Genomic DNA, 26,519 nt, shown 5'->3' with positions numbered 1-26,519 from the left:
CGAGATGAGCACGGGGGAGGCGCTGGCGGAGCAGATCGCCGAGCGGCGGGCCGGGACGGGGGACCCGCGCGCCCTGATCGGGGAGTTGCGGCGGGCGCTTGTTCTGGTGCCCGTGGACGACGGAGGGTTGTGGACCGCGCGGTTCGGCGGGGTTCGCTGGATCTGCGGGTTCACGGACGAGGACGCGCTGGCGCGATTCGCGCGGGCGCGGGACGACGGGGACGGACGGACCACCGGCCGCGAGTGGGAGTACGCCGAGCTGCGCGGGGCGCGGCTATTGGACGAGATCATTCCGGCGATGGGCGTGCCGGCCGGTGTGGCCATCAACGTGGCCGATCCGGACGGGTCGATGATGTTTCCGCCGACGGTGGGCATCGTGCCGGACGCGGTGGCGGTCGATGCCGGTGAGGCCGGCGTCGAGCGGTCGTCGTCGCACAGGGCCAGGCGGACCGGGTAGCCCGGACAGACCATCGGGCAGCGGGGGGAGGCGTAACTGATGGGCGACGCGGAGGACCTGCGGGTCGATGAGGAGAGCGTCCGGCGCATCACCGAGGGCCTGCGGGGCGCGGTGGCCGAGCTGCGGGACATCGGCACCGGCTCCGGATCGGTCCTGGGCAAAGGTTTCTCGGAGCTGGCGATGACCGGCATGGAGGCCGGACACCACGGACTGGCAACGGACTTCGAGGACTACTGCGAGCGCTGGGAGTGGGGCGTACGGGCGCTGATACAGGACGCCAACACCATCGCCTCGACCCTCGGGCTGGCGGCGGGACTGGTCTGGGAGGAGGACCAGTACCGCCAGAACACCTTCAAGGTCGGCGTCAACGCGCTCATCGGCAATCCGCACGCCTCCGAGGAGGAGATCGCCCAGCAGAGCTGGGGGGAGGTGTTCACGCCCGACGCGTGGGACCCGGACTACAGCGCGGAGTCGTTCGAGCAGGCCGGCGAAGACATCACCCAGGCCTGGCGGGACACCGGGCGGACGATGCTCACCGAAGGCCGTGGCGGACAGCAGTCGCGGATTCTGAACGAGGTGTTCGGGGTCGATCAGGAGGCCTTCGACCGGGCGGTGGACGACGTGTACGGGCCGTCTCCCGAGGAGCGGGCCCAGCAGCCACAGCAGCCGGAATCCGGGGGGAACTGAGCGATGGGTTGGCGCGACTTTGTCCCGGACGTCGTCGAGGACGTGGTCGACGACGGCGTCGAGTGGGCCGGGAACCGTGTGGAGGACGCCGGACGGTGGACCGCCGACCGGCTGGACGACGTGGGCTGGCAGTCCGGCGCGGACTGGGTGCGCGAGCAGTCCGGTTCGCTGGCGAACCGGATGGGCGCCGAGGTCGACGAACTGGATCTCGGGCAGACCGAGGACAAGACCAAGCTGATCTATGGCAGTCCGTCGAAGATTCGCTCGACCGCTTCTCACCTTCGCGATTTCCAGGAGGCGTTCAACCAGGTCGGCGAGGGTCTCCGAGGGCTGGAGTCGGATTCCCTCAAGGGCGAGGGGGCGGACGCGTTCCGGGAGACGGTGTCGATCGAGCCGCCGAAGTGGTTCAAGGCGGCGGACGCGTGCGAGGACGCGGCGGCCGCGCTGGAATCCTTCGCGGACACCGTGGAGTGGGCGCAGGGCGAGGCGCAGACCGCGATCGACAAGTGGAAGGCGGGTACGCGGGCGTCGGAGGAGGCGCGGGACGCGTACAACGACCGGGTCGACTCGTACAACCAGGCCGCCGACCGGTACAACGCCCTGCCGGCCGACGAGCGTGAGCCGTCCTGCCGGCCCCAGAAGCCGGGCGAGTTCAGCGATCCGGGCACGGCGCGCATGGAGGAGGCGCAGGACATCCTGGCCGAGGCCCGGCGGCAGCGGAACTCGGCCGCCGAGACGGCGCGCGCGGCGGTGACGGCGGCGCGGGACACGGCCCCGCCCAAACCGTCGTACAGCGAGCAGGCTCTGGACGGCTTCGAGGAAATCCCCGTCATGGTCGACCATGTCCAGGGAGGCATCCTCAGGGGTACGGCGGGCATGCTCACGTTCGTACGGAGCGTCAACCCGACCGACCCGTACAACCTCACGCACCCGGCGGAGTACGTAACCTCCCTGAACAGCACGGCGACCGGGTTGTTGACGGTGGCCAACGACCCGTGGGGCGCGGGCAGGCAGATGGTCAGCGACTTCATGAGGGACCCGTCGGAGGGCGTCGGCCGGCTCATCCCCGATCTGGCGCTGACGGTTGCCACCGGTGGCGCGGGCGCCGGCGTGAAGGCGACCCGACTGGCGGCGGACGCGGCGGACCTGGCCTCCGACGCGCAGCGAGCCCGCCGTGCGCTCGATGACGCCCCGCAAGGGGCGCACGACCCTCCGAACGGGCGACGCGAAACCGGGGGCACCGACCCGGTGGACCTGGCCTCGGGACGGATGTTCCTGCCGCAGACCGACGTGGTGTTGCCCGGCGGGCTGCCGCTGGTCTTCACCCGGCGCGTCGAGTCCGGCTACGCGGTCGGCCGATTCTTCGGCCCGTCCTGGTCCTCGACGGTGGACGAGCGCCTGGAGATCGACGCGAACGGGGTCATTCACGTCACCGATGACGGGCGGTTGCTGGCGTATCCGCACCCGGTTCCGGGGCTGTACACGCTCCCGGAGACCGGTACGGTCCGTCGCACGCTGGCCCGTGACGAGGCAGGTGACTACACCGTCACCGACCCGGACACCGGGCTGGTGCGGTACTTCACGGCGCCGCCCGGGGCGGAACCCGGCGGCGACGGGGACGCGTGGCTGGTCCAGATCAGCGACCGCAACGGTCACACGATCAGCGTCGACCGGGCCGCTGACGGCACCCCGCTGGCGCTGGTCCACTCGGCGGGCTATCGCCTGGTGCTGACGGTGGCCGAAGGGCGGGTCACCGGACTGGCGCTGGGGTCGGCCTCGGCGCCGGCCGGGACAGGGGACAGCCGTACGGACGCGAGCGGCACGAGCGGCGGCCTTCCGGGCGACGACGCGCGCGGCAGTCGTGGGGTCGGACATCGCGTGGACCGCAACCGTGCGCACGAGAGTCGGCCGGACACGGGTCGGCCGGACGGGGGCGGGACAGACGATTCCCTCGCACCCGGCACCGACACGGCTCCGGACCACGCCGATCCCGGCGACGGCAGCCGCACGGTCCGGCCTCTCGTGTCGTACGGCTACACCGGCGGCAACCTCACCACCGTCACCAAAGCGTCCGGCTCCGCCCTGACCTTCGAGTACGACGACCGTCGTCGGGTGACGGCCTGGGTCGACTCCAACCAGCGCCGCTACGACTACGTCTACGACGACCTGCACCGGGTCATCGCCGAGGGCGGCGAGGCCGGCCACTTCCAGGTCACCCTCACCTACAGCGAGCCCGACCCGGCCACCGGCCATCGCACCACCACGCTGACCACCGCGGACGGCCATACCACGCGCCATCTGATCGGCGACGGCTGCCGGGTTCTGGCCACGACCGACGCGCTGGGCCACACCACGCGCTTCGCCTATGACCGTCGCGGCAACGTGCTGACGCGGACCGACGCGCTCGGTCACACGACCGCTTTCACCTATGACAAGGCTGGGCGGGTCACCGCTGTCACCCGCCCGGACGGCAGTCAACTCCGCACGAGACGCAATGCGTTGGGCATGACGACGGAGTTCATCGGTCCGGACGGCGCACGTTGGCGGCAGGAGTTCGACGAGCGCGGCAACCGTACGTCCGTCACCGACCCGGCCGGCCAGGCCACGCATTACGCGTACGACACGCGTGGCCGCCTCGTTTCGGTGACCGATGCGCTGGGCGCCGTCAGCACCGTGCGCTGCGACCCGGCCGGGCTGCCGCTGGAGATCACCGATCCGCTCGGGGGCACCACCCGTTACGAGCGGGACGTGTTCGGCCGCCCGGTGCGGCTCACCGACCCGCTGGGTGCCGTCACCCACCTGGAGTGGACGGCCGACGGCGAACTGGCGCGCCGCACCGCCCCGGACGGGGCGACCGAGTCATGGACGTACGACGGCGAGGGCAACTGCACCAGCCACACCGATGCCGTCGGCCAGGTCTCCCGTTTCGAGTACACCCACTTCGATCTCATGGCCGCCCGTACCGACCCGGACGGCGCACGCTACGAGTTCTCACACGACGCCGAGCTGCGGCTGACCCAGGTGACCAACCCGCAGGGGCTGACCTGGTCGTACACCTATGACCCGGCCGGCAGGCTCATATCCGAGACAGACTTCGACGGCCGCACCCTCACCTACACCCTCGATCCGGCGGGGCGGCTGGCAGCCCGTACGACACCGCTCGGCGAGACCGTCGCGTACGAGTACGACCCGCTCGGCCAGATGATCCGCAAGGACGCGGCGGGTGAGGTGACCACGTACGCCTACGATCCGGCGGGCCGCCTGCTGCGGGCGACCGGTCCGGACAGCGAGCTGGTCTACCAGTACGACCGTCGAGGCCGTGTAAAGACCGAGCTCGCCGACGGCCGCGCGACAACCTACGCATACGACGAACTGGGCCGCCGCACCCGCCGCGTCACCCCGACCGGCCGGGTCACCACCTATGGATATGACGCGGCCGGCAGGCACACCCACCTGACCACCGGCGGCCACCGCATCGAGTTCACGCGTGATGTGGCCGGCCGGGAGCTGGAACGTGCGTTCGGTGACATCCTGACCCTGTCCTCGACCTGGGACGATGCGGGACGACTGGCCACTCAGCGACTGTCGACCGGCGCCCGCACCCTCAATACTCGCGCCTACACCTACCGTGTCGACGGCTACCTCACAGCTCTCGACGACTCACTGCGCGGCGCCCAGCGCTTCGCCCTCGATCCCGTCGGCCGGGTCACGGAGGTCACGGCCGCCGACTGGAGCGAGACGTACGCCTACGACGAGGCCGGCAACCAGACGACCGCAACCTGGCCCTCCCGCTACGCCGGGGGCGACGCGACGGGGGAGCGCGCCTATACGGGCACGCGCGTGCGGCGGGCGGGCGCCAACCGCTACGAGCACGACGCGGCGGGCCGTCTGGTGCTGCGCACCAAGACCCGCCTGTCGAAGAAGCCGGACACCTGGCGCTACACGTACAACGCCGACAACCAGCTCACCACCGTCACCACCCCCGACGGCACGCGCTGGCGCTACCGCTACGACCCGCTGGGCCGTCGCACGGCGAAGGAACGCCTGGCCGCCGACGGCGTCACCGTGGCGGAACGTACGACGTTCACGTGGGACGGCACGGTCCTGGCGGAGCAGACCACCACGGACGCGGGGCAACTCCCGCACCCGGTCACGCTGACCTGGGACCACCAGGGCCTGACCCCGCTCGCCCAGACCGAACGCCTCACTGACGAGGCCACGCAGCGCGAGATCGACGCGCGGTTCTTCGCCATCGCCACGGACCTGGTCGGCACCCCGACGGAACTCATCGACGAGTCGGGCGACATCGCGTGGCACACCCGCACCACGCTCTGGGGCACGACGACCTGGGCCAGAACCAGCACGGCGTACACCCCGCTGCGCTTCCCGGGTCAGTACTTCGACCCGGAGACGGGGCTCCACTACAACTACCACCGCTACTACGACCCCGAGACGGCCCGCTACACCACCCCGGACCCCCTGGGCCTCGAACCGGCCCCCAACCCGACCACGTACGTCCACAACCCACATAGGTGGATCGACCCACTCGGACTCGCGCCCCTGGATGGGTGTCCGGAAGAGCATTCAGCGGTTACTGAGACGCGAGACCGCATGGGCGAGGGAAGCATCGTGAGCGATCACCCGATGACGGCTGACGAAGCTCTCGATGCGGCCGAAAGATTCCTGGGTGAAGGTTACCGGGAGTTGGGCCAGAACCGGGGGGTTTTCCGTAGTGCGGATGGCCTACGGCAGTTCCGAATGGATCCTGACTCTTTGCAAGGAAACCACTGGCCTGATATACCGCATGTGCACTTCGAGATCTTCGAGCCGGGAGCGAAAAAGGCGTCGGTCAACAATCATGTCCCCTTGGTCGAATGACCGGTACGGAAGGTTTTTCGCTGTTAATTGGAGCTGCTGGTGATTGAGTTCGGTAGAGTCGGTAAGATCTTGGCGGGGGATGATGTCGGGAAGTATGTAAAGGTTCAAGAACTGCCTGACGATCCGCCGAGCTTCCTTGTCTTGATGGCGCATGATCAAGGATTTTTGCGCGGTTGCGGGGATTACTGGGTGGAGGATTACGAGTCACTGAAAGGATTCTTCTCCGAGTCTCAGTGGGAGGTTGAGTGGCTAGAATGTGATACCAGGGAAGTTAAATGATTGTCTTCGATTCGAAAATGCGCGTGGAGCGATCGAAGGGTATGTGGCAAATTTTGATGTGCGGTACGACCTCGGGAGCGGGCATGTCGGGTACTGGCGCAGAGGTAAGAGGCGGTGGTGATCAAGGACGGAAATGAGGGGGCCGTTTTCATGCCTCGAGGTGATGGGGCATGAAAGTGTCACGCGAAAGCAGGGCGGCGACTCTCGCCTCTGGAGGAGTTCGTGCTGTTGTGCAGTTGATGTATCAGGCCATGGAGCTCCGGGAGGAAACTCTTTCGAGCATTCACTGCTGTGCCGACGACATCTCCATCACATGGGATGCGCTGCGTGATATGAAGGAGTATCTGCGAAGTGGTGGCGTGACGGCCGCTCGCTTCTCAAGCGACCTCGAGATGTCTAAGGTGACGCCCCCTCTCATCGAGCGAAGTGCTTCCGGTGAGACGTTGGATGTGCGTACTTCGCTGCATCTGGGAAGAGCGTGGCAGGCCATGAGTGAGCTGGCGTATACCTCATACGGAGAACGGGAGCTCTTTTACCGAACTGGCTACACTGGCGAGGAGTTGGAAGCAGGGCTGCGTCAGTTCGACTTTTCCTGAACATTGTGCCCGGGGTGATGTCTCTAGAAATGGTCTTGCACGTCACTCCGAGTCGAGCTCTGTTGTTCTCGTGAGAGGTTCGGCAGTCTTTACCGTTGGCGCCAGAGAGTGGGCGGCGGTTCGGGCTCATAGGCCGGCTCAAGTGTCGGTGGGTCAGCCTGGTAGTAAGGCGGGTCGATCCTGGTAGTCGTACTACCTGGAAATAGCCTCGGGCGTCCGGCAGGCTGGGGGTATGAGTACCACGACCGCGTCCCGCCCGCCGACGGCCGGGCAGGACGGTGACATCCGGCGGCATGAGCTGGCCGCGTTCCTGCGGAGTCGGCGGGAGCGGATCATGCCTGAGCAGGTGGGGCTGGACCGGGGGCCGCGGCGGCGGACGCCCGGGTTGCGGCGGGAAGAGGTGGCGCAGCTCTCGGCCGTCGGCGTGACCTGGTACACGTGGCTGGAGCAGGCGCGTCCCATTCAGGTCTCCGCGCAGGTGCTGGACGCGCTCGCGCGGGCTCTGCAACTCGACACCAGTGAGCGGGCGCACCTGTTCGCGCTGGCCGGGGCCGTCGATCCCGCGCCGGGGACGCCGTGCCCGACGATCACGCCCTCGCTGCGGCTGATGCTGGAGCGGCTGGAGCCGTTCCCGGCCTGCGTGCAGAACTCCCGCTACGACATCCTCGCGTACAACCGAACCTACGGGCGGCTCATGTGCGACCTCGACGCCCTGCCGCCCGAGGACCGCAACTGCATGTGGCTCGCCTTCACCAACGAGGAGTGGGGCAGGTCGCTCGGCGCCAATCGGCAGGAGACGGCCCGGATCATGGCCGCCAAGTTCCGGGCCGCCATGGTCGAGCACCTCGCCGAGCCGGCCTGGAAGACGATGCTCGGCCGGCTGCGGTCGGCCTCGCCCGAGTTCTGCGCGATCTGGGAGCAGCACGAGGTCGTCGCTCCGGTCGGGGACCGGACCAAGCGGTTCGTCAACGCCGAGGTCGGCACGCTCACCCTGGAGCACACGAACCTCTGGCCCGGGCCGTCCTCCGGGCCCCGGCTGGTCAGCTACATCCCGGTGGACGACGAGTCCCGGCTCCGGCTCGAGCGGTTGCAGGCCCTTGTGCTGGAGCGCGAGGAACTGTCGGCGGTGGTGGCCGCCAGGTAGGCGGCGCGAGCTGGGCGGCGCTCCGGGGGTCCTCGGACCCGCAGCGGGTCTGGCCAGGTGCCTGCCAGAGTCAGTGTGTCCGGGGCGGCCAGCTGCGCCCGGGACTCACTTTGTGTGTACGGGGGCGGGCCGGGTGCGTCAGGGGCTGACCGGCTTTTGCGGTGTGGTGTCCGCGCCCTGTCGGCCCCGTGCCGCCCCAGCCGCCGGTTCCAGCCGGGCCGCCGTGCGCAGCGCTGTGCCCCGGGCCCAGGCGCCGCTCGTCAGCGCCCCGAGCAGCAGGACGCACGCACCGCAGCCCGTGATGATCCACCAGGCCGGGCGACTCGCGTCCAGGAACTCGGCGGCGTACCCGGCGGAGGCCGCTCCCGCACCCGGTCGCGCCCCTGCCGACGGACCCGCCGCCGAGGCGATGCCGCCCGCCAGCACCGCGCCGATCACCGCCACGCCCAGCGTCTGGCCGATCTGGCGGCTGGTGGAGGCGACGGCCGCCGCGACGCCCGCCTGGGAGCGGGGCATGCCGGAGACGGCGGTGTTGGTGATGGGCGCGTTCACCATGCCGAAGCCCAGACCGAAGGCGACATAGCCGGTGAACATCAGCGAGGTCGTCGCCGCCGCGTCGAACGCCGCGAACAGCACGCCGCTCAGTGTCATCGCCGTACCCGGGATGAGCAGGGAGAGCCGTGGGCCCCGGCTGCCGACCAGGCGCCCCGACAGCGGGGCGCAGACGAAGGTCAGGGCCGCCATCGGCAGCATGTAGAGCCCGGCGTGGAGCGCGGACAGGCCCCGTACCTCCTGGAGGTAGAGGGTGTTCAGGAAGAGGAACCCGCCGAGGGCCGCGAAGGCGCAGACCGCTATCACGGTCGCCCCACTGAACGGCGCGCTGTGGAAGAACCGCAGGTCGATCAGCGGCTGGGCGCGCCTCGGCTCGTACAGCAGCAGGCCGACGAGGCAGAGCGCGGCGACGGCGGCGAAGGTGAGGATGAGCGGTGAGGTCACCCCGGCTGCGGGCGCCTCGATGATCGCGTAGGTGAGCGCGCCGAGTACACCGATGATCAGCAACTGGCCCACCGGGTCCGGCCGGCGGGGCTCGGGGGCACGGGACTCGGGCACGTAGCGCCAGGTCAGCAGGAGCGCGGCGAGCCCGACCGGGAGGTTGAGCCAGAAGATCGACCGCCAGCCCACGGAGTCCACCAGCAGCCCGCCGATCAGCGGCCCCGCCGCCATGGAGATACCGACGACGGCGCCCCAGACGCCGATCGCGCGAGCCCGCTCGCGCGGGGCGGTGAAGGTGTTGGTGATGATTGACATCGCGACGGGATTGAGCATCGAACCGCCGACGGCCTGCACCATCCGGAAGGCGACCAGCGCTTCCAGGTTCGGCGCGATGGAGCAGAGGAGCGAGCCGAGGGTGAAGACGACCAGACCGGCCATGAACACCTTGCGGCGGCCGATCCGGTCGGCCGTGGAGCCCGCGAGCATGAGCAGGGACGCCAGGACGAGCGTGTACGCGTCGATCGTCCACTGGAGTCCGGAGACGGAGGCGTTCAGCTCCTCCCGCATCGAGGGCAGGGCGACATTGAGGACGGTGTTGTCCAGACTGACGATCAGCAGCGACATGCAGCAGATCGCCAGCACCAGCAGCTTCCGTCGGTGGCTGAGCTCGGGCATGTATCGATAGTACGGTTAACTAATGAGTAGGGGTATGCGCGACAATGGGCGGATGACCGCTCCACTCGCCCCGTCCGCCCCGGCGCTGTCCGCCGCTCCCGCGTCGGTCACCCAGCACGCGCCCGCGTCCGTCACCGAGCACGCTCGCATGCCGGCCGCCGAGAACGCTCCCGCGTCGGCCACCGAGGACGCGCCCGCGACGTCCGCGCCCGTCGCGCCGCTCGCCATCGGCCCGCACACCGTCACGCCGCCGGTGGTGCTCGCACCCATGGCCGGGATCACGAACGCGCCGTTCCGGACGCTGTGCCGGGACTTCAGTGGTGGCCAGGGGCTGTTCGTCAGCGAGATGATCACGACCCGGGCACTGGTCGAGCGCAACGAGAAGACCATGCAGCTCATCCGCTTCGACGCGAGTGAGACGCCGCGCTCGATCCAGTTGTACGGGGTGGACCCGGTCACCGTCGGCAGGGCCGTCCAGATGATCGTGGACGAAGACCTGGCCGATCACATCGACCTCAACTTCGGCTGCCCCGTGCCCAAGGTGACCCGCAAGGGCGGCGGCTCCGCCCTCCCGTACAAGCGGCCCCTGCTCCGGGCGATCCTGCGCGAGGCGGTCTCCAACGCCGGGTCGCTGCCCGTCACGATGAAGATGCGCAAGGGCATCGACGACGATCACATCACCTATCTGGATGCCGGACGCATCGCCGTTGACGAGGGGGTGACGGCGATCGCGCTGCACGGCAGGACCGCCGCGCAGCACTACGGCGGGACTGCCGACTGGGACGCCGTCGCGCGGCTCAAGGAGCACGTTCCGGAGATTCCGGTGCTCGGCAACGGCGACATCTGGTCGGCGGACGACGCGCTGCGGATGGTGCGCGAGACCGGCTGTGACGGCGTGGTCGTCGGACGTGGCTGCCTCGGCCGGCCCTGGCTCTTCGCGGACCTGGTGGCGGCCTTCGGCGGTACGGGCACGGCGGTGCGGCCCACGCTGAACGAGGTGGCCGGCGTCATGCGGCGCCACGCCGAGCTGCTGGGGGAGTGGATCGGGGACGAGGCCCGTGGGGTGATCGACTTCCGTAAGCACGTGGCCTGGTACCTGAAGGGCTTCTCGGTCGGGTCCCAGCTGCGCAAGCAGCTCGCGGTCACCTCCTCCCTCGACGAGCTGGACGAGCTGATGGCCGGGCTGGATCTCGGCCAGCCGTGGCCGGACGGCGCGGACGGGCCGCGCGGACGCACGTCGGGCAACAACCGGGTCGTGCTGCCGGACGGCTGGCTCAAGGACCCGTACGACTGCGCCGGGATCGGCGCGGACGCGGAGCTGGACACCTCGGGCGGCTGAGGGCGCGAAGCCGCGCGGACGCGGGCGGACGGGGCCGGGCGGGGCCGGACGGGGGCAGCCGCGCGACGGCGGCGCCCCCTTCTGCTGGGGCGCCCCTCTTGGCGGTGCCCCGCCCCGGTGACGACCGTCCCCTCCGCCTTGGCGGCGCCCCACCCCGGGCGAACCTGTCCGCATGCTGGGACGCGCGGGCATATTGGCGCCCACTCGCCACGTGATTCTCGCCACCTTGAGAGAGGTATTGCTCAGATGAGCGGATCGTGGGTGAGGTGAGCTTCCGAAAGTGGTGGCACGCGGTGCCGCCGCTTATTCCTTCAAGTCTTGAACTCACATGCCGAGTATCGCGCTCAGGTGAGCAGGGTTGGTCATGTCTGGGTCATGACCGCTTCGAGTGATGAAAGAACCGTGATACGTCAACTCCGCGCCGCCGGCATTCGATCCGGTGGCGGACGGGTGGTTAAGGCCGTATGACAGGCAAGTGGACGTACCCACTCACCTTCGATCTGGGTATGTTCCTCGCCACCAGGGCAGCCACCGCGTCGTCGAGGAGTCGAGACCGTGTCGGAAAACCAAGATCCTCACGTACCCACCTCCGGATCAGCGCGTGAAGAGTCGCGTGACGAGTCCCGACAGCGCGAGGGAACACGGAAGTTCGTCTACGACTTCACCGAGGGCAACAAGGACCTCAAGCACCTCCTCGGTGGCAAAGGCGCCAACCTCGCCGAGATGACCAACCTGGGGCTGCCCGTGCCCCCCGGCTTCACCATCACCACCGAGGCGTGCAACATCTACCTCGACAGCGGTACGGAACCGCCCGCCCTGCGCGACGAGGTGAGCACCCATCTCGACGCCCTGGAACGGAAGATGGGCAAGCGGCTCGGTCAGGCGGACGACCCGCTGCTCGTCTCCGTGCGTTCCGGGGCCAAGTTCTCCATGCCCGGCATGATGGAGACCGTCCTCAACGTCGGCCTCTCCGACGGCTCCGTCGAGGGTCTCGCCGAGCAGGCCGGTGACGAGCGCTTCGCCTGGGACTCGTACCGCCGGCTCATCCAGATGTTCGGCAAGACCGTGCTCGGCGTCGACGGTGACCTCTTCGAGGACGCGCTGGAGGAGGCCAAGCGCGCCAAGGGGGCCGCCACCGACGTGGATCTGGCGGCCGGTGACCTCAGGAAGCTGGTCGAACGGTTCAAGAAGATCGTCTCCCGGGAGACGGGCCGCGACTTCCCGCAGGACCCGCGCGAGCAGTTGGACCTCGCGATCCGTTCCGTCTTCGAGTCGTGGAACACCGACCGCGCCAAGCTCTACCGCCGTCAGGAGCGCATCCCCGGCGACCTCGGCACCGCCGTCACCGTCTGCTCCATGGTCTTCGGCAACCTCGGCCCCGACTCCGGTACGGGCGTGGCCTTCACGCGCGACCCGGCGAGCGGTCATCAGGGCGTGTACGGCGACTACCTCCAGAACGCGCAGGGCGAGGACGTCGTCGCGGGCATCCGCAACACCGTCCCGCTCGCCGAACTGGCCACCATCGACAAGACGTCGTACGACCGGCTCCTGGCCATCATGGAGACCCTGGAGACGCACTACCGGGATCTGTGCGACATCGAATTCACCATCGAGCGCGGTCAGTTGTGGATGCTCCAGACGCGCGTCGGCAAGCGCACCGCCGGGGCCGCCTTCCGGATCGCGACCCAGCTCGTCGACCAGGGGCTGATCGACGAGGCGGAGGCGCTCCAGCGCGTGAACGGGGCGCAGCTCGCGCAGTTGATGTTCCCGCGCTTCGACGAGGAGGCCGAGCGGGAGCTGCTGGGGCGCGGGATCGCCGCGTCGCCGGGTGCCGCCGTCGGCAAGGCGGTGTTCGACTCGTACACCGCGATCAAGTGGTCGCGCTCCGGCGAGAAGGTCATCCTCATCCGCCGCGAGACCAACCCCGACGACCTGGAAGGGATGATCGCCGCCGAGGGCATCCTGACCTCGCGCGGCGGCAAGACCTCGCACGCGGCCGTCGTCGCGCGCGGCATGGGCAAGACGTGCGTCTGCGGCGCGGAGGAACTGGAGGTCGACACGAAGGCGCGCCGGCTGACGGTGGGGGAGCGGGTCGTCGAGGAGGGCGACACGGTCTCCATCGACGGTTCCACCGGACGGGTCTACCTCGGTGAGGTGCCCGTCGTCCCGTCGCCCGTGGTGGAGTACTTCGAGGGCCGGATGCACGCGGGCGCCGACGACGCGGACGAACTGGTCGAGGCCGTCCACCGGATGATGGCGTACGCGGACCGCCGCCGCCGGCTGAGGGTGCGCGCGAACGCCGACAACGCCGAGGACGCGCTGCGCGCCCGTCGCTTCGGCGCGCAGGGCATCGGGCTGTGCCGCACCGAGCACATGTTCCTCGGCGAGCGGCGCGAACTCGTCGAGAAGTTGATCCTCGCCCACACGGACGAGGAGCGTGAGGTGGCACTGGGTGCCCTGATGCCGCTCCAGAAGCAGGACTTCATCGAGTTGTTCGAGGCGATGGACGGGCTGCCGGTGACGGTCCGGCTGCTGGACCCGCCGCTGCACGAGTTCCTGCCCGACATCACGGAACTGTCGGTACGGGTCGCGCTCGCCGAGGCCCGCAAGGACCACAACGAGAACGACCTGCGCCTCCTCCAGGCCGTGCACAAGCTGCACGAGCAGAACCCGATGCTCGGACTGCGCGGGGTCCGGCTGGGCCTGGTCATCCCCGGGCTGTTCGCCATGCAGGTGCGGGCGATCGCGGAAGCCGCCGCCGAGCGGAAGAACGCCAAGGGCGACCCGCGCGCCGAGATCATGATCCCGCTCGTCGGTACGGTCCAGGAGCTGGAACTCGTACGGGACGAGGCCGAGCAGGTCATCGCCGAGGTCGAGCACGCCACCGGTACGGAACTCAAGCTGGCGCTCGGCACGATGATCGAGCTGCCGCGGGCCGCGCTGACGGCCGGTCAGATCGCCGAGGCGGCGGAGTTCTTCTCGTTCGGGACGAACGACCTCACGCAGACGGTCTGGGGTTTCTCGCGTGACGACGTGGAGGCGAGCTTCTTCACCGCCTACCTGGAGAAGGGCATCTTCGGCGTCTCGCCGTTCGAGACGATCGACCGGGACGGAGTGGGCTCGCTGGTGCGGAGCGCGGTCGAGGCGGGCCGGGCCACGCGGCCGGGGCTGAAGCTGGGGGTGTGCGGGGAGCACGGGGGCGACCCGGACTCGGTGCACTTCTTCCACGAGGTGGGTCTGGACTACGTCTCGTGCTCACCGTTCCGGATCCCGGTGGCGCGGCTGGAGGCGGGCCGGGCGGCCGCACGGTCGCAAGGTAGCGACGCACGGTAGTCTGCGAGTCACCGTTCGCGGTGGCGCCGGGGCCCGGCGCCGTGCGGACACCGGAGCCGCCGCGGGGCTCTTCGACCCTCACCGCCCCCGGTCGGCGGCTGCGGCGCGGAAAGGGCGGGCGCCTTGTGCGGGGCGCCCGCCTTCGCGCTGTGCGCCCGCCTTCGAGCCGTGCGCGCGGGCCCGCGCTGTCCGCTCGCCGTCTGCCGCCCACGGGGGTGGGGCCGACGAGGCGCGTCGGCGGGGGCGCGCGGTCCGGGACGGTGACCGAATATGGCGTCCGTCCACGCGTCGGCATTGACATGTTTCCCGATCGCGCTCCACGGAATTGCGCCACATCGCGCCCGTGGGCTCCGGAGACAAACCGCACGGAAGGCCACGCGGAACGCCGAGCGGAAGGCCGCGCCGTGAACCGCGGGGGCACGACTCGCGGATCCCCACCCGACGAGCCGCGCCCCCATTACGCGGGCCGGACATGGAGCCGCAACCGTCACCGACCGCCGCCGGGCCCGCAAAGCCCCCCACGGCCTTCGCGCGCCTTTCGGTCGTCTCGGGTTTCATGCCCGACGCGGTACAGCTTTTCGGGTCCGGGCCCACCTCCGCGACCCGTTTCAACTGTGGCCGAAACACCGTGGTAACCGGGTGTGATGGCATGCATACTCATTGATCGGGGAGATGGTGGAGGCACAGGTGGGGACTGGATGCTGCGTATTCATTTCACGGATAAGGACCTCGGTGGGCTCAGGACGGCCACCGGACCCGACCCGCTGTGGGAAACGATTCTGAGCTTTCATCGAATACGGGATCGACGCGGCCCGCTCGTCTTCGGGGAATGGCGCCGGGAAACCCGTGCCCGGTTGAAAAGTGAAACACTTCTGCTCTCCGCGCTCGTTCCTCAGCGCGGCTATTTCCCGGATTTTCTGACACCGGCGCCCGCGCGGGCCGCACCCGGCCACGGACCCGAGCCGACGGGCCGTGCGGCGGCCCTGGAGGCGGGGCTCGAGGCCGTACGGGGCACACCGCCCGAGCGGGTCCGCGCCGAGCTCGCCCTGCTGGCCGCGGGGCGCTCCCGGGCGGCGCGCCGGGACGCGGGGGCACCACGGCCGGCGGCCCTGGCCCAGTCGGTGCCGGTCATGTCCGGTACGGGTGCGGACGCGGACGCGGGGACGGCCCGTGGGGGCGGCGGCCGTGGCAGGCGTCTCGCCGTCACCCTCGCGCCGCTCCTCGACGACGGTCCGGACGCCCTCGCCCCGCTCGTCGACGCGCTCCGCACGTACCACCGCGCCGCCGTCGAGCCGTACTGGCCGTACATCCGGGCCAGGACGGAAGCGGACCGGACCCTGCGCGGGCGGGCCCTTCTGGACGGCGGCGCGGACGAACTCCTCGCCACGCTGCCGCCGATGCTGCGCTGGCGCGCCCCGGTGCTGGAGGCGGACTACCCGGTCGAGCGCGAACTGCGCCTGGACGGGCGGGGGCTGCTCCTCCAGCCCTCGTTCTTCTGCCGCTCCACCGCCGTCGTGCACCGGGATCCGCGGCTGCCGCCCGTGCTCGTCTACCCGATCACGCACTCCGACGCGCCCGCCACCGTCGAGCGTCCGGGGCCCTCGCTGGGCCGGCTGGTGGGGCGGACCCGCTCGGCCGTCCTGCGGGCCATCGAACACGGCTGCACCACCAGCGAACTGGCCCGCAGGACAGGGGTGTCGCTCGCCTCGGCCAGCCAGCACGCGGGCGTCCTGCGCGAGTCGGGACTCGTCGTCACCCTGCGACGCGGGAACGCCGTCCTGCACACGCTCACACCGCTGGGCGCCGCCCTGCTACGGGGCGGCGCCGACGGGGCCGGTGCGTATGCGGACAGTGCGTACGCGGGCAGCGCGAACGGCGAGGGGAACGTGAACGGCGCGCACAGGAACGCCTCCCATGGCAGCGCCGCCCACGGGAACGGTACGTACGGCGACGGCGGTGCCTACGCAGACGTGCGGAAGGGGCCGGTCACCTCGTACGTGATGCCCCCCGACGAACTCGTGCCCGTACCGCGCTGGCTGGAGAAGTAGAGCCGCGTGCCGTTGGGGGAGAAGGCCGGTCCGGTGATCTCCGAGCCGGACTGGCCGCCGATCCGCAGGAACGGAGCCACGATGTCGTCGGGGGTGATCACGCAGATCTCCATGTTCCCGCCGTCCTCCGCGACGAAGAGATCGCCGGAGGCGCTGCCGGTGACGTTGTCGACACCGGTCAGGGGTGCCGAGCCGGACACCAGCGAGTCGTCGTAGGCCAGTTCGATGGTCCCGGCGGCGGCGTTGTACTGCCACACCCGGTTGTCGCCCTTGGTCGTGAACCAGCAGGTGCCGTCGGCGTAGTGACAGCCCTCGCCGCCGTTGAAGCGCTTGGCTCCGGACACCTGGTCACGGGTCGCGGTGTCGGCGCCGCTCGGGTCGGGGACCGGCGCCCAGCTCACCGGGCCGCTCGTGCCGGTACCGGCGACGAGCACCTCCAGCCGGCCGGAGGAGAGATCGCCCCACGTGGTGGGCGTGAAGCGGTAGAAGCAGCCGTCGGGGACGTCCTCGGTGAGGTAGACCGTGCGGCGGACGGGGTCGGCCGCCGCGGCCTCGTGCTTGAAGCGGCCCATGGCGTCCCGCCGCACGGCCGCGTTCACGCCCCACGGGTCGGTCTCGTAGACGTACCCGCGGTCCACCTCCTCGCAGGAGAGCCAGGTGTTCCAGGGTGTTCTGCCGCCCGCGCAGTTTTGGCGGGTGCCGGAGAGTATCCGGTACGCGGCGGTGATCGAGCCGGTCGAGGAGAAGCGGATCGCGCTCGCGCCCCCGGAGGGGTTGATCTCCGAGTTCGAGACGTAGATCCAGCCGGTGCCGTCCGGGTAACAGGCACCGCCGTCGGGGGCGTTGTGCCAGGTGTAGGAGGTGCCGGGCACCCGCTGCCCGGACCGGGCGATCACCTGGCTGGTGAAGCCCGCGGGCAGCCGGATGCTGTTGGCGTCCGCCGCGCCGAGCGCTCCGTACGGGCCCGTGCCGGGCTGGGCGGGTGAGGCGAGGGCCGCGCCGCGCCACAGGGTGCCGCCGAACGCGGCTGCCGAGGTGCCGATGACCGCTCCACGCAGGAAATTGCGACGTTCCACTGGTCGCTCCAGGGGTGTGGGAGCCGCCCGCGGGGCCGGGTGGCGCCGCGGGATCGCACGCCGGGGGAGCGTAGAGCATCCGTGTGACCGACGCCTGAATGCCCGGTGTCGGTATGGCTGGTACGCACGGGGCCCGTGCCGCCGTCACGGCCGGGTGGGGCGGCCGTGACGGCTGTCACCACGGCGTCAGGCCGTCAGGGCGGCGGGCTCCCCGGCCCGTATGCGCGTCCCGTACACCTGGACGGTGACGGCGTCGTCGTCCAGGCACCGGCCCGTCGACAGGTCGAAGCGCTGCTTCAGCAGCGGCGAGGCGACGAAGGGCCCCGTGCCGGGCGCACTGCCCAGCAGCCCGCGCGAGAGGACGTACGCGCCGGTGAAGGGGTCCTGGTTGGAGACCGCGTACGGCCGGCCCGACCGGTCCAGGAACACCGCCGCCTGACGGCCGTCGGGCAGGAGCGCCGCCACGCCCCGGCCCGGGGTCAGCACGGACACCTCGCACACCGTGACCCAGTCCTCGCCCACGCGCAGTTCCACGGTTCCCGTGCCGTGGGCCCCGGTGTCGGCGTCCACGGCGGCTCCGGCGTTCCCGGCCTCCGTGTCGGTCCTCCGGTCCGTGACCAGATCTGTCATCGATGTTGTCGTCGCGGTCATCGCGCAGTCGCCCCTTCCAGCGTTTCCAGCGGGAGAAATGTCAGATCCGGCTTCACCTGATCGCGTTCGGGCACGAATTTCACCGACGGGTCCGGCGCGTCCGGGGCGTTCACGAAGGACACGAACCGCCGCAGCCGGTCGGGGTCGTTGATCGTTTCCGCCCACTCGTCGCGGTATCCGGCCACGTGCGCGGCCATCATCCGCTCCAGCTCGTCGCAGAGCCCCAGAGAGTCGTGGACGACCACGTCCCGTACGTGGTCGAGCCCGCCCTCGATCCGCTCCAGCCAGGCCGAGGTGCGCTCCAGCCGGTCGGCGGTACGGATGTAGAACATCAGGAACCGGTCGATCAGCCGCACCAGTTCCGCGTCCGACAGGTCCTGCGCGAGCAGGTCCGCGTGGCGCGGGTCGGCGCCGCCGTTGCCGCCGACGTACAGGTTCCAGCCGTTCGCCGTGGCGATCACCCCGAAGTCCTTGCCGCGCGCCTCGGCGCACTCCCGGGCGCACCCCGACACCGCGGACTTCAGCTTGTGCGGGGAGCGCAGCCCCCGGTAGCGCAGCTCCAGGTCGATGGCCATCCTGACCGAGTCCTGGACGCCGTAGCGGCACCAGGTTTGCCCCACGCAGGACTTGACCGTCCTGAGCGACTTCCCGTACGCGTGTCCCGACTCGAAGCCCGCGTCCACCAGCCGGGTCCAGATCATCGGCAGCTGATCCACGCGGGCGCCGAACAGGTCGATCCGCTGCCCGCCCGTGATCTTCGTGTAGAGGCCGAAGTCCCGGGCCACTTCGCCGATCACGATGAGCTTTTCCGGCGTGATCTCGCCCCCAGGGATCCGCGGAACGATCGAATACGATCCATTGCGCTGGATGTTCGCAAGGAAGTGATCGTTGGTGTCCTGGAGGGCGGCCTGTTCACCGTCCAGCACATAGCCGCTGACGCCCAGCACGGGCGCGAGCGAGGCGATGATCGAACCGACGGTCGGCTTGCAGATCTCGCAGCCGTCGCCGCCGCGCGCCTCCTCCCGGCCGTGGGAGTCGAGCAGCGTCGCGTACGAGGTGACGCGCAGGGTGCGGACGATCTCGTACAGCTCGCCGCGGGTGTAGGGGAAGCAGCCGCACAGTCCCTTGTCGGCGGGCCCGGAGCCGTTCGCCGCCAGCAGCTGGCCGATGACCTTCACACAGCTTCCGCAGCCGGTCCCGGCCTTGGTGCACTTCTTGACCTCGGGGAGGGAGGAGCAGGCGCAGATCGCGCCCTTGGTCACGTTGTGGCAGCTGCAGATCACGGCGTCGTCGGGCAGCGCGGCCGGGCCCAGCTCGACCGCCGCGCCGGCGCCGGCCGGCAGGACCAGCTGCTCGGCGGGTACGGGCGGTACGGAACCGGTCATCGCCCGCAGCATCCCGTAGGCGTCGGCGTCCCCGACGAGGACCCCGCCGAGCAGCGTGCCGTCCGGATCCACGACCAGCTTCTTGTAGACACCGGCGCGCGCGTCCGCGTACATGACGCTCGAACAGCCGGGCGCCGCGCCGTGCGCGTCACCGAACGAGGCGACGTCCACGCCCAGCAGCTTGAGCTTGGTCGACATGTCGGCACCGGTGAAGCCGCGTACGCCGGCCAGGGCCGCGTCGGTCGCGTCGTCGGCCGGGCCCGTTGTGCCGGCCTCCGTGGCCGGAGCGTTCGCGGCCGTGTCCGTCCCACTCGCGGCCATGTCCGCTCCGGCCGCTCCGGCCGCCGAGATCCCGGCCGCTCCGGCCGCCGAGATCCCGGCGGCTCCGGCCGGCGCGGAGATCCCGGCGGCGAGCACGTCCGCCACGGTCGTGGCCATCTCGTAGCCCGGTGCCACCAGCCCGTACACCTTGCCGTCCGCCGCCAGCGCGCACTCGCCGATGGCGAAGACGGCGGGGTCGGAGGTACGGCAGTGCTCGTCGACCGCGATGCCGCCGCGCTCGCCGACGCGCAGCCCGCAGTCGCGGGCGAGCTGGTCCCTGGGCCGGACACCGGCGGAGAAGACCACGAGGTCGGTGTCGAGGACCGAGCCGTCCGACAGCGCCATGCCGGTGACGGTGCCTCCGGCGTCCGTCGTCACCTCCTGCGTGCCCACACCCGCGTGGACGGTCAGCCCCATCTCCTCGATGGTGCGCAGCAGGGCCGCGCCACCGCCCTCGTCCACCTGGGCGGGCATCAGGCGCGGCGCGAACTCCACGATGTGCGTCCGGAGCCCGAGCCCCTTGAGCGCGCCCGCCGCCTCCAGCCCGAGCAGCCCGCCGCCGACCACCGCGCCGGTGCGCGCGGTCATCGCGTACTCCTCGATCGCGAGGAGGTCCTCGATGGTGCGGTAGACGAAACAGCCGGTGGCGTCCTTGCCCGGCACGGGCGGCACGAACGGGTACGAGCCCGTGGCCAGCACCAGCGTGTCGTAGGTGAAGACGCGCCCCGCCCGCGAGACGACCGTGCGCGTGGCCCGGTCGACGGTCTCGGCGGGGTCGTCCAGATACAGCTCGATGCCGTGGCGCGCCATGAAGTCCGGCTCGGCCAGGGTGAGATCGTCGGGCGTGCGACCGGAGAAGTACGAGGTCAGAGCCACCCGGTCGTAGGCGGCGCGGGGCTCCTCGCAGAGCACCACCACGCGGGCCCGCGAGGTCACGTCCCGCTCGGCGAGGGCCTCCAGGAAACGCTGGCCGACCATGCCGTGGCCGACGACCACGATCGTGGGGACGGGCGTCCGGTACGTGTCGGTCATCTCGGGAGCCTCCATCGGGAGAGCGGGGCACGGGGCACAGGGCCCGGCGCGTATGCGGGTGCGGGTGCGGGCGTGGGTCTGCGGACGCGAAAGCGGCGGAGGAGAGGGACGGCGGGGGCGAGGCCGGTGGGTGCGGTCCGGTCGCGGTTCTCAGGTCATGTCCGAAACCCTGAGCGATGGCTGTTACCCGTCCGCATCGCGCCCGTTTCCCGTACGGAACGCTGCCCTCAGCGCTCCCGGACCGGGGATGTGAGGGGTCGCCGGTGTGAAGGCCCGCGATGTGAGGGCCCGTCGGGTGAGGTCCCGGGGACGTCAGTGGCGGACGGCGGGATCGCGGGCGCCGCGGCCGGGGCTGCCGGGCGGCGCGCTCGCGGGGCGCGCGGCGACGAGATGGGCGTAGGCGACCACGTTGCCCCGGTAGCCGGTCCTCGTGGAGAAACCGCCTCCGCAGGTGATCACCCGCAGTTCGGCGCGTTCCGCGGCGCCGTACACCTTGCGGTCGGGGAAGGCGTCCGCCTCGTACACCTCGACCGCGTCGACCGAGAAGACGGCCGTCCTGCCGTCCCGTCGGGTCACCTCGATGCGGTGGCCCTTTGCGAGCGTGCCGAGCGAGTAGAAGACGGCGGGGCCCCGGGTGGTGTCGACATGGCCGGCGACGAGAGCGGTGCCCCGGGCGCCGGGAGGCGTGCCGTCCCGGTACCAGCCCGCGAGGTTGCGGTCCGTCGCCGGAGGGACGTCGAGACTGCCGTCGGACGCCAGGCCGAGCCCCACGAGCGGGGTGTCCACCGCGATCCGCGGGATGCGCAGCCGGACGGGAGCGGAGGGCGGCAGGGGATCGGCGGCCGGCTCCGTGGGACGTCCGGGACCGGTCGTGAACGCCTGGGCGGGGGACGGCTGCGGCGGGGCCGGCGGCTCGGCGCCGGTCCGCACCAGCCAGATTCCGACGCAGGCGGCGATACACACCAGCCAGCCCCCGTTGCTGAGACCGCCCCTGCCGGTGCGGGCCCCGCCCCTGCCGGTGCGGGCCCCGGTGCTGCCGCTGCAGCCGCCGCTGCCGCGCCTGTCGCCGCTGCCGCGCCCGTCGCCGCCGGAGCTGCCGCTGGTGCGGCCGCCGCCGTGTCCATCGGTGTCACCTCTGCCGCGTCTGCCGGTGCGCTCGCTGTCGTGCATGCGGTGCGGGTCCTGTCGGGAGGGGTCCCCGCCCGGTCAGCGTGAGAAGCGTGACGGGGCGGGGACGGGAGGCGGGGCCGGGCCGTGGAGACCGGCCGCTCAGCTGTCCTGCGCGCCGCTCGCCCGGCGGCGCAGGAGCCAGGTCCCGCCGGCGGCGGTCGCGGCCAGAACGGCCGTGCCCGCCGCGATCCTGGCGGTGCCGGGCGCGACACTGCCACCCGCACCGGTTCTGACATGACCGGTCGGACCGGCGTGCTCCACACGGAGCGTGCCCTCCGCCCGCCTGCCGTTGTCGCACCTCACCCGGATACGGAACGAGCCGGACCGGGCGTACCGCGGTACCCGGAACCGCCCCTCCGCCGACTCCCCCTTGTGCTTGCCCGTCTCCGGGGGCTTGCCCGGCTCCGGATGCCTGCGCGTCTCCGCGGGCCTGTCCGCCTTCGGGGGTTTGCCCGTCTCCAGGTGCTTGGCCGTCTCCTGACGCTTGCGGGGGGCCAGGCGGAACTCCCCGTCGCCGACGGATTCCGCGACCCCCCTGCCACGCCCGTTCCTGCCACAGGCGGCCGTCCTGACGGTGACGGTGTCACCGGGGCGTGCGGTCCGCGGCGACAGCTCCAGATCCCCGCGGTCCCCGGGGCGGGTGGGCGCCCCCGTGGACGCCACGGAGGCGTTCACGGGGGCCAGGGCTATCGACGCGGCCGCCAGTGCGGTCGTGGTCAGCAGGCGGGCAGGGGTCTGCATGAGGGAGCCTCCCGGGGAAGGTGGGGTGATCGTCACCTCCGAGATAAGACGGCTCATGGCGCACACGCCTGCTGATGGATGGTCAGGTAGGCCGCCGACCGGTCGCACGGTGCGCGTCCAGGAACTCGTCACCGCAGGTCACGGGCCGTTTCCGGATGCCACAGGACGTGATCGCCGACCCCGCGCCGAACGGGTGAGGCGGAAACGAGACGCGGGCCGACGGCGAGAACGCCCCGGAGCCGGAGCCCGGGCGCCCCACTCCCGGCCTGTGCGCGATGGCTCAGACCTGGTCCCACGCGACGCGTTCGTACGACTCCGTCACCGTCTTCAGCGCCGCCGCGTCGCCGGGGAACACCGTCTCGTCCACCCGGGCCACCGGGGCGATCCCGATCGAGTTGGTGACGAACGCGGCGCGGTAGCGCGGCAGGTCCGCCAGGGTGACCTCGCGGCGCACGGACGCCGTCCCGGCTTCCGGCAGCAGTGGCTCGACCAGCGTCATGGTGATGCCCGCCAGCGCCGGCGCGTCCGGCCAGACCACCCGCTCGCCGTCCCAGAAGCCGATGTTCGCGATCCCGCTCTCGGACACGACCCCGCCGGGGCCGGTGAGCAGCGCGCCGTCGAAGCCCGCGCGGCGCGCGAGCCTGCCGTAGTGAATCTGTGCGAAGCCGCCGAGGTGCTTGATGTGCGGGACGGGCCGCTGATACGGAACGGACATCAGGCTCACGGCCCGGCCGTCCGGCACCACGGGCGGCCCCACCGTCACCATCAGCGTCGCCTCGTCCGCCCCGTCCGGCCAGTGCACGTACACCCGTGCCGAGGCGTCCCGCACCTCGCCGAGCGCGTGCCGCAGCGACTCCCGTACGCGCCCGCCGTCCAGCCCCGCACCGAAGAGTTCCCGGGTCGCGGAGTCCAGCCGGGCGAGATGCGCGGCGAGGCCCCGGACGCGTCCGTTCCTGACCTGCATGGCGGTGAAGTGCCCGTACGGGTCCAGGGCACGCAGCCGTAGATCCGTCTCCGTGGCGGGCCGGCCGTCGACCTCTACGAGCAGGTGCGGTGCGGTGATCGTCATGCCGCACACCGTACGACGGCACCGGCGCCGGACCACGATTTGACCTCTACCAAGGTTGAGGTACGACGCTCTCGGCATGAACCTCACCGATGGCACCACCTCCACCCTTCCCATCCCGTCCACTCCGTCCACGGCGGCGGCAGGACACGAACCGCTTCGGCTCGGCGTCATCCTGGGGAGCACCCGCGAGGGCCGCTTCGGCCCGGTCGTCGCCGACTGGTTCCTCTCCCGAGTCGGCGCCCGGCCGGACTTCACCCCCGAGCTGATCGACCTGGCCGAGGTGGACCTGCCGGCCGCCCCGACCGCCCGCCCCGGCCCCGCCGCCCGGGCCGAACTCGCCAGGGTCACGCCCCGGCTGGCCGCCGCCGACGCCTTCGTCGTCCTCACACCCGAGTACAACCACTCCTTTCCCGCAGCCCTCAAGTCCCTGATCGACTGGCACTACGCCGAGTGGCAGGCCAAGCCCGTCGGCTTCGTGTCCTACGGCGGAATCTCCGGGGGCCTGCGCGCTGTCGAGCACCTGCGCCAGGTGTTCGCCGAGCTCCACGCCGTCACCCTCCGCGACACGGTCTCCTTCCACAACGCGGGCGCGCTCTTCGACGAGGACGGCCGGCACACGGACCCCGCCGACTGCGACGCGGCCGCCACCACGATGCTCGACCGGCTCGCCTGGTGGGGCCTGGCCCTGCGCGAGGCCACGGCCCTGCGGCCGTACGCGGCTTGACGAGTGCGGGCGGGAATCCGGCGGCGGCGGTCCGCCGGCCCCGGCCGGGCCGTGCGCCGACGCCCCGGGACTGCGTACGGTGTGTGGCACCGTCGGCCTGGGACGCCCGCGCGACCCATCGTCCCGGGGTGCCCGCCCGGCTCGGCGGCGCACCGGTGCTGCCCGCCCGGGCGCGCCGGTACGGGGCGCTCGCCCGGCCTCAAGTCCCTCGCGGTCCGCCCCCGGCAGTAGCACCGCCACACACCCACAAACCGCCGCGAACCGCCAGACACACCCCCGAAGGAGCCTGCCCGTGACCTCCGAGTCCTCCGTCGAGTCCCCCGTCCCCGCCACGGCCGTCGCGGCGCATCTGACCGTGCTGACCACGGCCGACAGCGCCGAGAAGGCCGAGGCGCTCGCCCGGGGCGCGATCGAGGCGCGGCTGGCCGCCTGCGCGCAGATCTCCGCGCCGGTCACCTCCGTCTACCGCTGGGAGGGAGCGATCGAGACCGCTCAGGAGTGGCAGATCCTCTTCAAGACCACGGCCGCCGGTTATGAGGCGCTGGAGGCCCACCTGTCCGCCGCCCACGACTACGACGTGCCCGAAATCATCGCCACGCCCGTCGTGCGCGGCAGCGCGGCGTACCTGTCCTGGGTGACGGAGGAGACCGACGCGCCATGACCGTCGCACCCCGTGGCCACCCGTCGGGCCACGGCCCGGAGCCCGGCCACCGACCAGGAGCCCGGACCACGACAGGAGCCCGGCCCGGACCACGACGGGGCGGGCTCAGCCTGCCCCGTCCACCGCGTTTGCCTTGTCCGTTCCAGCCGTTCCAGCCGTTCCAGCCGTTGCATCCGCTCCAGCCGTTCCATCCGCCTCGTCCGCCTCCAGCGCCCGCGTCACTCCCGTTTCCCGAGGGCCCAGGAAGGTGGGATCCGGCCGCAACACGGCTTCGGCCGCGCCCTTCCCCGAGGCGAACAACTCCCGTATTTCCCCGTAGTACCAGGTCAGATCGTGCCGCTCGGTCACGCCGACGCCGTACGACGCGACTCCCGCGGCCTCGCAGAGTGCCACCGCGCGCCGGACGTGGAAGCCCTGTGTCACCAGCACCGCTCGCTCGACCCCGAATATCTTCCGGGCCCGGACGCACGAGTCCCAACTGTCGAACCCCGCGTAGTCACTGACGATCCGTCCGTCCGGCACGCCGCGCTCCACCAGATAGGTCCGCATCGCGTCCGGCTCGTCGTACTCCTCACGACTGTTGTCCCCCGTGACCAGGAGGACCCGCACCTTGCCCGTGCGGTACAACTCGGCCGCCGCGTCGAGCCGGTGCGCGAGATACGGCGTCGGGCGCCCCGACCGCAGCCCCGCGCCGAAGACCACGGCGACGTCCCGCGACGGCACGTTCGCGATCGTCCGCACCCGGCTGTCCGCCACCGCGTGCGTCCACGTCGACGGCACCAGCCCCAGCACGCATGCCACCATGGCGACCTGCACGGCACGCCGCTGTCCCCGCCGGGTGCGCGGCAGCCGCGGCAAACGCGGCCACCCGGCACGTCCCACCGGCCACAGCGCCCGTCTCCGCCGCGCCGGCCGGTGATGCCGCGGTCGCGACAGCCGGTACCGCAGCCCTGTCCCTGACATGTCCCCGCCCCCGTTTCCCCTTCTCTGCCCGGCCCTCGGTCCGCCCCGTCCGGCCTATGGTCCCGTGCGGTCTCGCCTCCGTCCGTACGACGATCGGCGCCGCCCACTGGTGCCCTCCGGGTGACTTCACCGTCCTCCCTGTTTTTCTCCGCGCTCATCACGGTAAGTGACGGGTCTGACAATGCCTTCGCACCGCCTGTGAGGCCCCGGAAAACCGCTGGTGACCGTGGTGGCAACGGTTCGCAACCACGTTCCGGCAGGATGGGACCCGTACCAGCACCGCCCGCCCCGGACGGC

The 26,519-nt window shown here is 71.2% G+C and carries 18 protein-coding genes and 1 pseudogene; 11 read left to right on the top strand and 8 right to left on the bottom strand.

Annotated features, from left to right (window positions below; translation table 11 throughout):
• Positions 1-4: 4 nt before the first annotated feature.
• From ACU6P3_RS10050 to ACU6P3_RS10025, 6 genes are all read left to right on the top strand, one after another.
• Positions 5-457 (top strand): hypothetical protein, encoded by a 453-nt coding sequence (locus ACU6P3_RS10050; RefSeq protein WP_447196819.1) that lies wholly within the window; start codon positions 5-7, stop codon positions 455-457.
• 39 nt (positions 458-496) lie between these two features.
• A complete protein-coding gene (locus tag ACU6P3_RS10045; protein WP_447196818.1) occupies positions 497-1,144 on the top strand; it encodes a hypothetical protein in 648 nt (215 codons plus the stop codon).
• Positions 1,145-1,147: 3 nt separating this feature from the next.
• Positions 1,148-6,022 (top strand): putative T7SS-secreted protein, encoded by a 4,875-nt coding sequence (locus tag ACU6P3_RS10040; RefSeq protein ID WP_447196817.1) that lies wholly within the window; start codon positions 1,148-1,150, stop codon positions 6,020-6,022.
• A 27-nt stretch (positions 6,023-6,049) separates the two neighbouring features.
• Positions 6,050-6,301 (top strand): hypothetical protein, encoded by a 252-nt coding sequence (locus ACU6P3_RS10035; protein WP_344275367.1) that lies wholly within the window; start codon positions 6,050-6,052, stop codon positions 6,299-6,301.
• Between the two features lie 170 nt (positions 6,302-6,471).
• Entirely contained in the window at positions 6,472-6,897 is a 426-nt protein-coding gene (locus ACU6P3_RS10030; RefSeq protein ID WP_447196816.1) for a hypothetical protein, read from the top strand.
• 232 nt (positions 6,898-7,129) lie between these two features.
• Positions 7,130-8,041, top strand: coding sequence for a helix-turn-helix transcriptional regulator (locus ACU6P3_RS10025; protein ID WP_447196815.1), 912 nt, complete (start codon positions 7,130-7,132; stop codon positions 8,039-8,041).
• Positions 8,042-8,179: 138 nt separating this feature from the next.
• On the opposite strand, the gene ACU6P3_RS10020 is transcribed toward ACU6P3_RS10025, so the two are convergent.
• On the bottom strand, positions 8,180-9,709 hold the full coding sequence (locus ACU6P3_RS10020) for an MFS transporter (RefSeq protein WP_447196814.1): 1,530 nt from the start codon (positions 9,707-9,709) through the stop codon (positions 8,180-8,182).
• Between the two features lie 148 nt (positions 9,710-9,857).
• Between ACU6P3_RS10020 and dusB the strand changes: the two genes are divergently transcribed.
• The 3 genes and pseudogenes from dusB to ACU6P3_RS10005 form a co-directional block, all read left to right on the top strand.
• Entirely contained in the window at positions 9,858-11,048 is a 1,191-nt protein-coding gene (dusB, locus tag ACU6P3_RS10015; protein ID WP_447197832.1) for a tRNA dihydrouridine synthase DusB, read from the top strand.
• 555 nt (positions 11,049-11,603) lie between these two features.
• The gene (gene ppdK / locus ACU6P3_RS10010) at positions 11,604-14,381 is read left to right on the top strand and encodes a pyruvate, phosphate dikinase (RefSeq protein WP_447196813.1); all 2,778 of its coding nucleotides are present in this window, start codon (positions 11,604-11,606) and stop codon (positions 14,379-14,381) included.
• A gap of 698 nt (positions 14,382-15,079) precedes the next feature.
• Positions 15,080-16,207: pseudogene (locus ACU6P3_RS10005) on the top strand (ArsR/SmtB family transcription factor); the annotation flags it as partial.
• Between the two features lie 134 nt (positions 16,208-16,341).
• On the opposite strand, the gene ACU6P3_RS10000 reads toward ACU6P3_RS10005, so the two are convergent.
• The 6 genes from ACU6P3_RS10000 to ACU6P3_RS09975 form a co-directional block, all read right to left on the bottom strand.
• Complete coding sequence (locus ACU6P3_RS10000) at positions 16,342-17,505, bottom strand: alkaline phosphatase PhoX (protein ID WP_447196812.1); 1,164 nt, start codon at positions 17,503-17,505, stop codon at positions 16,342-16,344.
• Positions 17,506-17,691: 186 nt separating this feature from the next.
• Positions 17,692-18,156 (bottom strand): nitrite reductase small subunit NirD, encoded by a 465-nt coding sequence (gene nirD, locus ACU6P3_RS09995; protein ID WP_447196811.1) that lies wholly within the window; start codon positions 18,154-18,156, stop codon positions 17,692-17,694.
• Positions 18,153-20,894, bottom strand: coding sequence for a nitrite reductase large subunit NirB (gene nirB, locus ACU6P3_RS09990; protein ID WP_447196810.1), 2,742 nt, complete (start codon positions 20,892-20,894; stop codon positions 18,153-18,155). The genes nirD and nirB overlap by 4 nt, the downstream gene beginning before the upstream one ends.
• Before the next feature lie 312 nt (positions 20,895-21,206).
• On the bottom strand, positions 21,207-21,860 hold the full coding sequence (locus ACU6P3_RS09985) for a class F sortase (RefSeq protein WP_447197831.1): 654 nt from the start codon (positions 21,858-21,860) through the stop codon (positions 21,207-21,209).
• A 303-nt stretch (positions 21,861-22,163) separates the two neighbouring features.
• Entirely contained in the window at positions 22,164-22,805 is a 642-nt protein-coding gene (locus tag ACU6P3_RS09980; protein WP_447196809.1) for a hypothetical protein, read from the bottom strand.
• A gap of 280 nt (positions 22,806-23,085) precedes the next feature.
• Positions 23,086-23,874, bottom strand: a complete 789-nt coding sequence (locus ACU6P3_RS09975) for an aminotransferase class IV (protein WP_447196808.1) — start codon at positions 23,872-23,874, stop codon at positions 23,086-23,088.
• 76 nt (positions 23,875-23,950) lie between these two features.
• Between ACU6P3_RS09975 and ACU6P3_RS09970 the strand changes: the two genes are divergently transcribed.
• Together ACU6P3_RS09970 and cutA are read left to right on the top strand one after the other, a co-directional pair.
• Positions 23,951-24,598, top strand: a complete 648-nt coding sequence (locus ACU6P3_RS09970) for an NADPH-dependent FMN reductase (RefSeq protein WP_447196807.1) — start codon at positions 23,951-23,953, stop codon at positions 24,596-24,598.
• Positions 24,599-24,890: 292 nt separating this feature from the next.
• Positions 24,891-25,259, top strand: coding sequence for a divalent-cation tolerance protein CutA (gene cutA / locus ACU6P3_RS09965; protein ID WP_447196806.1), 369 nt, complete (start codon positions 24,891-24,893; stop codon positions 25,257-25,259).
• Between the two features lie 105 nt (positions 25,260-25,364).
• Here the strand turns inward: cutA and ACU6P3_RS09960 are convergent, their stop codons facing one another.
• A complete protein-coding gene (locus tag ACU6P3_RS09960; protein WP_447196805.1) occupies positions 25,365-26,222 on the bottom strand; it encodes a SanA/YdcF family protein in 858 nt (285 codons plus the stop codon).
• Positions 26,223-26,519: the final 297 nt, after the last annotated feature.

It is taken from the genome of Streptomyces hebeiensis, assembly GCF_052983195.1.
Note: the sequence above shows the minus strand (reverse complement) of the source record. Positions and strands in the feature narration are given on the sequence as shown.

What these genes read in the sequence shown, in the direction of transcription:
- ACU6P3_RS09980 (WP_447196809.1), bottom strand. Translation starts at nt 22,805, where the DNA reads ATGCAGACCCCTGCCCGCCTGCTGACCACGACCGCACTGGCGGCCGCG.
- ACU6P3_RS09960 (WP_447196805.1), bottom strand. Translation starts at nt 26,222, where the DNA reads ATGTCAGGGACAGGGCTGCGGTACCGGCTGTCGCGACCGCGGCATCAC.
- ACU6P3_RS10050 (WP_447196819.1), top strand. Translation starts at nt 5, where the DNA reads ATGAGCACGGGGGAGGCGCTGGCGGAGCAGATCGCCGAGCGGCGGGCC.
- ACU6P3_RS10030 (WP_447196816.1), top strand. Translation starts at nt 6,472, where the DNA reads ATGAAAGTGTCACGCGAAAGCAGGGCGGCGACTCTCGCCTCTGGAGGA.
- ACU6P3_RS10020 (WP_447196814.1), bottom strand. Translation starts at nt 9,709, where the DNA reads ATGCCCGAGCTCAGCCACCGACGGAAGCTGCTGGTGCTGGCGATCTGC.
- nirB (WP_447196810.1), bottom strand. Translation starts at nt 20,894, where the DNA reads ATGACCGACACGTACCGGACGCCCGTCCCCACGATCGTGGTCGTCGGC.
- ACU6P3_RS10045 (WP_447196818.1), top strand. Translation starts at nt 497, where the DNA reads ATGGGCGACGCGGAGGACCTGCGGGTCGATGAGGAGAGCGTCCGGCGC.
- ACU6P3_RS09970 (WP_447196807.1), top strand. Translation starts at nt 23,951, where the DNA reads ATGAACCTCACCGATGGCACCACCTCCACCCTTCCCATCCCGTCCACT.
- ACU6P3_RS09975 (WP_447196808.1), bottom strand. Translation starts at nt 23,874, where the DNA reads ATGACGATCACCGCACCGCACCTGCTCGTAGAGGTCGACGGCCGGCCC.
- ACU6P3_RS10040 (WP_447196817.1), top strand. Translation starts at nt 1,148, where the DNA reads ATGGGTTGGCGCGACTTTGTCCCGGACGTCGTCGAGGACGTGGTCGAC.
- nirD (WP_447196811.1), bottom strand. Translation starts at nt 18,156, where the DNA reads ATGACCGCGACGACAACATCGATGACAGATCTGGTCACGGACCGGAGG.
- ACU6P3_RS10025 (WP_447196815.1), top strand. Translation starts at nt 7,130, where the DNA reads ATGAGTACCACGACCGCGTCCCGCCCGCCGACGGCCGGGCAGGACGGT.
- dusB (WP_447197832.1), top strand. Translation starts at nt 9,858, where the DNA reads ATGCCGGCCGCCGAGAACGCTCCCGCGTCGGCCACCGAGGACGCGCCC.